Here is a 5106-nt window from a genome sequence, read left to right on the forward strand (position 1 = left end):
CGCGCTGCCACCCTCGCCCGCAGCAGCGAAGGTCGAGGTCCGCACCGTGATGACCTTCTTGGCGTCCCTCGACTTCACGGTCTGGATGGCGTTGCCGGCATAGATCGGACGCTCATAGGTGTCGGGCGCGACCACCTTGATGATCTCCGAGACCTGCATGACGTCGAGCAGGGCGGCGACACGCGGCATCACGTTCTTGAAGCGCGAGGTCGCGGGCGCGACGATCGCGTCATAGCCGGACGCCAGCGAGATGATCAGCGCGGCCAGCGGCTCGGCGAGATCATGCGCGTAAGTCTCGCCGTCGGCGAGCAGCACCTTCTTGACGCCGGCGAGCTTGGCGGCGGCATCCGCTGCGGCCTTGGCGTTCTGGCCGGCGACCAGCACCTCGACATCCGCGCCGAGTGCGGCTGCCGCGGTCAGGGCCTTGTTGGTCGCGTCCTTGAGCGACGCATTGTCGTGTTCGGCAATCAGAAGCGTCGTCATCAGAGCACCCCGGCTTCGTTCTTGAGTTTCGACACCAGCTCGGCGACGTCCTTGACCTTGACGCCCGCCTTGCGGCCCGCCGGCTCCGTCGTCTTGAGAACCTCGAGACGCGCGGCGACGTCGACGCCATAATCGGCGACGGTTTTCTCCGCGATCGGCTTCTTCTTGGCCTTCATGATGTTGGGCAGCGAGGCGTAACGCGGCTCGTTGAGACGGAGATCGGTGGTGACGATCGCCGGTCCCTTCAGCTTCACGGTCTGAAGGCCGCCATCGACTTCGCGGGTGACCTTGAAGTCAGACCCTTCGACCTCGAGCTTCGAGGCAAACGTCGCCTGCGACCAGCCCAGCAGCGCAGCCAGCATCTGGCCGGTCTGGTTGCTGTCGTCGTCGATCGCCTGCTTGCCGAGGATGATCAGGCCGGGCTGCTCTTCGTCGGCGACCTTCTTCAGGATCTTGGCCACCGCGAGCGGCTCGACCGTGCCCTCGGCCTTCACCAGGATGCCGCGGTCGGCGCCCATGGCGAGGCCAGTGCGGATCGTCTCCGATGCCTGCGCAGGTCCAATGGAGACCACCACGACCTCGGTGGCCTTACCGCCTTCCTTCAGGCGCAGCGCTTCCTCGACCGCGATTTCGTCGAACGGGTTCATCGACATCTTGACGTTGGCGAGTTCAACGCCCGATCCATCGCCCTTGACGCGGACCTTGACGTTGTAATCGACCACCCGCTTTACCGGCACTAAGACCTTCATCGATCCTCTTTCACTCAATTTGGGAGGGGGGTTATCAACTGGCGCGGAACCTAAAGGCCTGATCTGCCCCGGTCAACGCGCGAACAGGTCTAATTTTGACCTCCTGAAATGCGGGAGCTCGATGGGTCAGCGGTTCTGGCCGGGAACCCAGAGCACGTCGCCGGCGCCATTGCCGTTGGTGGCCCGGCTAGCCACGAAGAGGAAGTCGGACAGGCGGTTCATATATTGGATGCCAGCCGCGTTGACCGGCTCGCCGGGCCGGGCCGCCAGTTCCACGATCACGCGTTCCGCCCTGCGGCATATCGTGCGCGCCACATGCAGACTGGCAGCGGCCGGGCTGCCGCCGGGAAGCACGAAGGAGGTCAGCGGCGCGAGCTGGTCGTTGAGCGTGTCGATGTCGCGCTCGAGCCGCTCGACCTGGCTCGTCACCACCCGCAGACGCTCGGCTTTCCCCTCCCGCTCGGGCACTGCGAGATCGGCGCCGAGGTCGAACAGATCATTCTGGATGCGGCCGAGCATCGCATCGAGTTCGGGCATGTCCGAGGTGTGGAGCCTGACCACGCCGATCGCGGCATTGGTCTCGTCAACTGTGCCATAGGCCTCGATGCGCAGATCATATTTCGGACGCCGCTCGCCGGTTCCGAGCGCCGTCGTGCCGTCGTCACCGGTCTTCGTGTAGATGCGATTGAGTGCGACCATGGAGAGGCCTCTTAATTTTGGGGCATGATCCTGTCGGAAAACCGCTTCACACTTTGCGCTAACGCGGCCCTTCGGGTCCGGATCATGTCCTAGCGCCCCATCGCCCAGACCGCGAGCATCGCGATGATGATCGCCACGAACTGCAGCAGCACGCGCCAGCGCATCAGCTTCTGCGAGGTGTTGGGCGAGCCGCCGCGCATCATGTTGACGAGCCCGAGCAGCAGCACCAGCGCCACGGCGCCGGCAGCCGCCGGCAGGATGAAAGTACTCAGGAGAGATGCCATCTGAGGGTAGATAACACCGTGCGCGGCGGTTCGCTATGGCGTTCCCGATCTGGCTTTTATGCCAATAATATCAGAAGCTAGCCGGATGAATGTCGATCTGCGATCATTGCCGGCGTTCTTCGCCTCTCCCCGCTTGCGGGGAGAGGCCGACGTGCGGAACGCGCGGCGGGTGAGGGTGACTCTTCGCGGGAATAGTGACAGTGGGATTCGCGGAGACTCCTCCTCACCCGGAATCCGCGCTGCGCGCGCATTCCGGCCTCTCCCCGCAAGCGGGGAGAGGCGAAGCTGGGGCAAGCCGTGAAGGCGATCCGCTACATCTACGTCGTCGTGATGGATGCGTTCTACACCTTCCTTGCCGACGACGGCTGGGCGATCGCAAGCCACATTGCGCTGTCGACGCTGATGGCGCTGTTTCCGTTCCTGATCGTGCTGACCTCGCTTGCCGGCTTCGTCGGCTCCAAGGAACTCGCCGACCAGGCCGCCAGCCTGATGCTCCAGGTCTGGCCCAAGCAGGTCGCCGATTCGATCTCGGGCGAGGTCCACGACGTGCTGACCACGACCCGCACCGGCGTGCTGACGATCGGCGCGGTACTGTCGGTCTATTTCGCCTCCAACGGCGTCGAGGCGCTGCGGGTCGCGCTCAACCGCGCCTATGCGGTGGTGGAGATGCGGCGCTGGTACTGGCTGCGGCTGGAATCGATTGCCTACACGCTGATTGCCGCCTTCACTGCCCTCGCGATGGCATTCCTGATCGTGCTCGGTCCGCTGATCATCGAGGCCGCGCGGCAACACATTCCCCTGTTCGTCGAATCGAACGAAAGCATTCTCACCTGGCTGCGCTACGGCATCACCATCGGCGCGCTGGTGGTGGCGCTGTTCATCCTGCACGCCTGGCTGCCGGCGGGACGGCGCAGCTTCCTCCAGATCATGCCGGGCATCATCTTCACGGTGGTGGCCTCGCTGGTCTCCGGCGTCGTGTTCGGACAGTATCTGGCGCGCTTCGCCAACAACTACGTGACCATGTATGCCGGGCTCGCATCGGTGATCATCGCGCTGGTGTTCCTGTATTTCATCGCCGCGATCTTCGTTTACGGCGGCGAACTCAACGCCGCGATCATCAAGTCGCGGCTTCCTCACGGCGTGTCGCTTCAAGCAGCGCAGTCGCTAAAGCCCGCGGAGACACAGGCTTGACCAGGAAGGCGTCGGCGCCGGCCGCGCGCGAGGCTGCCTCGTCCTCGCCGCGGCCGGACACGCCGATGATCGGAATACGAGCCAGCGGCGTCGGCAGCGTGCGGATCCGCCTGATGGCCTCGATGCCGTCGATGCCCGGCAGCACCATGTCCATCAGCACCGCGTCGAAAGCACCCTGCTCCAGCCGGCCGACCGCATCCTCGCCGCGACCGATGAACTCGGCATGATGGCCAAGCTCGGTCAGGATCGTGTTGAGCACGACGCGGCCGAACGGATTGTCCTCGACGCTGAGCACGCGAAGAGCGGCCACCGCCTCGGCCCCGCCGCCATCCTTCGCCTTGCTGCTCTTGTCCGATCCCGTGGCGTCCAGCGACACCGTCAACGTAAAGGTGGCGCCACCACCGCGGCGCGGAGCGACGGTGATGTCGCCGCCCATCGCACGCGCCAATTGCTTGACCGAGGAGAGCCCCAGGCCGGCCCCGCCGAAGCGTGAGGCAATGGTGACATTGGCTTGGGTGAACGGGCGAAACAGCCGCTTGATCTCGGCCATGGTCAGGCCGATGCCGCTGTCGGACACTGCGAAGGCAACGCCGATCCTGCCCTTGCCCTTCGCTTTGCCTTTGGCGGGACGCCACGGCTCGACCGCGAGTGCCACGCCGCCCTGGTCGGTGAATTTCACGGCGTTGTCGATCAGGTTCTCGAGCGCGGCGCGCAGGCGAACCGGATCACCAACCACGAGCCCAGGAAGCTTTTCGGAGATCTCGACCTCGGCCTGGAGACCCTTGGCCGCGGCGCGGCCGGCTAGCGAATCCCCGGCGCTGCGGGCGAGCGTCCGCAGATCGAACAGGTCCTGTCGCAGCGCGCTGCCGCCCTTTCCCGCTCCCTTGCCGGTTCTGGCGGCATCCACGAACAGCGTGGCAAGGCTCGCCAGATGCTCGGCACCGGCCTTGATGGTGTCGGCCCAGCGCCGCTCCCGTTCGCCGAGGTCGGACGTCGCGAGCAGGTCGCTGATCGCCAGAATGCCGGTCAGGGGGGTGCGGACCTCATGGGCAAAGGCGGCCAGCGCCGCCTGAACCACGTCCGGCGCGACCGCCTTGGTGCTGCGCTCACGCACCTTTCCGGCCGCCCCGGACCGCTTCCGAGGCAGCCGCCTGGACGTCCGCGTGGTGCGCACTGGACGCGTTTTCGCCGCCATGAATCCCCTTCGAAGTACTCTCTTCGAACCCCGCGCGGGCCGAGCATGGCACGGAGGAACACCCGGAGTCACGGCGACGTTTTGCTAACCCCCAGAGAAACTTGATCTAATCCCACCAGCTGGCGGATGCGGGCAGGCGTGATGCCGGCCGCGCGCAAGGCGCGCAGACCGGTCGAGCGGCTCGATTTCGACAGCTTCCGGCCCGCCTCATCGCGAATCAGCCGGTGATGGCGATAGGCGGGCTCGGGCAGGCCGAGCAGGACCTGGAGCAGGCGGTGCACCGAGGTGGCGTGAAACAGGTCCTGGCCCCGCACGATCTCGCTGACGCCCTGGAGCGCGTCGTCGACCACCACCGACAGATGGTAGCTGGTCGGCGTCTCCTTGCGGGCCAGGATCACGTCGCCCCACGCTTCCGGCCGCGCCGGGACGATGCCGCGCTCGCCATCGGGCCCCTCGCCCCGTTCATTCCAGCTCAGGCCAGCGACGCGCCGGCAGGCCGCCGCCA

The 5106-nt window shown here is 65.9% G+C and carries 6 protein-coding genes and 1 pseudogene; 1 reads left to right on the forward strand and 6 read right to left on the reverse strand.

Annotated features, from left to right (window positions below; all coding sequences use genetic code 11):
* The 4 genes and pseudogenes from IC50_RS26450 to IC50_RS26465 form a co-directional block, all read right to left on the reverse strand.
* A pseudogene (locus IC50_RS26450) lies at positions 1–483 on the reverse strand (electron transfer flavoprotein subunit alpha/FixB family protein); the annotation flags it as partial.
* A complete protein-coding gene (locus IC50_RS26455) occupies positions 483–1232 on the reverse strand; it encodes an electron transfer flavoprotein subunit beta/FixA family protein (protein WP_035711567.1) in 750 nt (249 codons plus the stop codon). The pseudogene IC50_RS26450 and the gene IC50_RS26455, both read right to left, overlap by 1 nt.
* Positions 1233–1358: 126 nt before the next feature.
* Positions 1359–1931, reverse strand: coding sequence for a cob(I)yrinic acid a,c-diamide adenosyltransferase (locus IC50_RS26460; RefSeq protein ID WP_035711570.1), 573 nt, complete (start codon positions 1929–1931; stop codon positions 1359–1361).
* Positions 1932–2020: 89 nt separating this feature from the next.
* Positions 2021–2215, reverse strand: a complete 195-nt coding sequence (locus tag IC50_RS26465) for a twin transmembrane helix small protein (RefSeq protein ID WP_035711572.1) — start codon at positions 2213–2215, stop codon at positions 2021–2023.
* Between the two features lie 297 nt (positions 2216–2512).
* Between IC50_RS26465 and IC50_RS26470 the strand changes: the two genes are divergently transcribed.
* Positions 2513–3406 (forward strand): YihY/virulence factor BrkB family protein, encoded by an 894-nt coding sequence (locus tag IC50_RS26470; protein ID WP_035711574.1) that lies wholly within the window; start codon positions 2513–2515, stop codon positions 3404–3406.
* On the opposite strand, the gene IC50_RS26475 is transcribed toward IC50_RS26470, so the two are convergent.
* Positions 3333–4601 (reverse strand): ATP-binding protein, encoded by a 1269-nt coding sequence (locus tag IC50_RS26475; protein ID WP_035711577.1) that lies wholly within the window; start codon positions 4599–4601, stop codon positions 3333–3335. The genes IC50_RS26470 and IC50_RS26475 overlap by 74 nt on opposite strands.
* Positions 4602–4669: 68 nt before the next feature.
* Positions 4670–5106 (reverse strand): glutamate--tRNA ligase family protein (locus tag IC50_RS26480; protein ID WP_035711579.1); only part of this gene is annotated, 437 nt, incomplete at its 5' end.

Source organism: Bradyrhizobium genomosp. I (2014) (genome assembly GCF_000261685.1).
Lineage (GTDB): Bacteria > Pseudomonadota > Alphaproteobacteria > Rhizobiales > Xanthobacteraceae > Bradyrhizobium.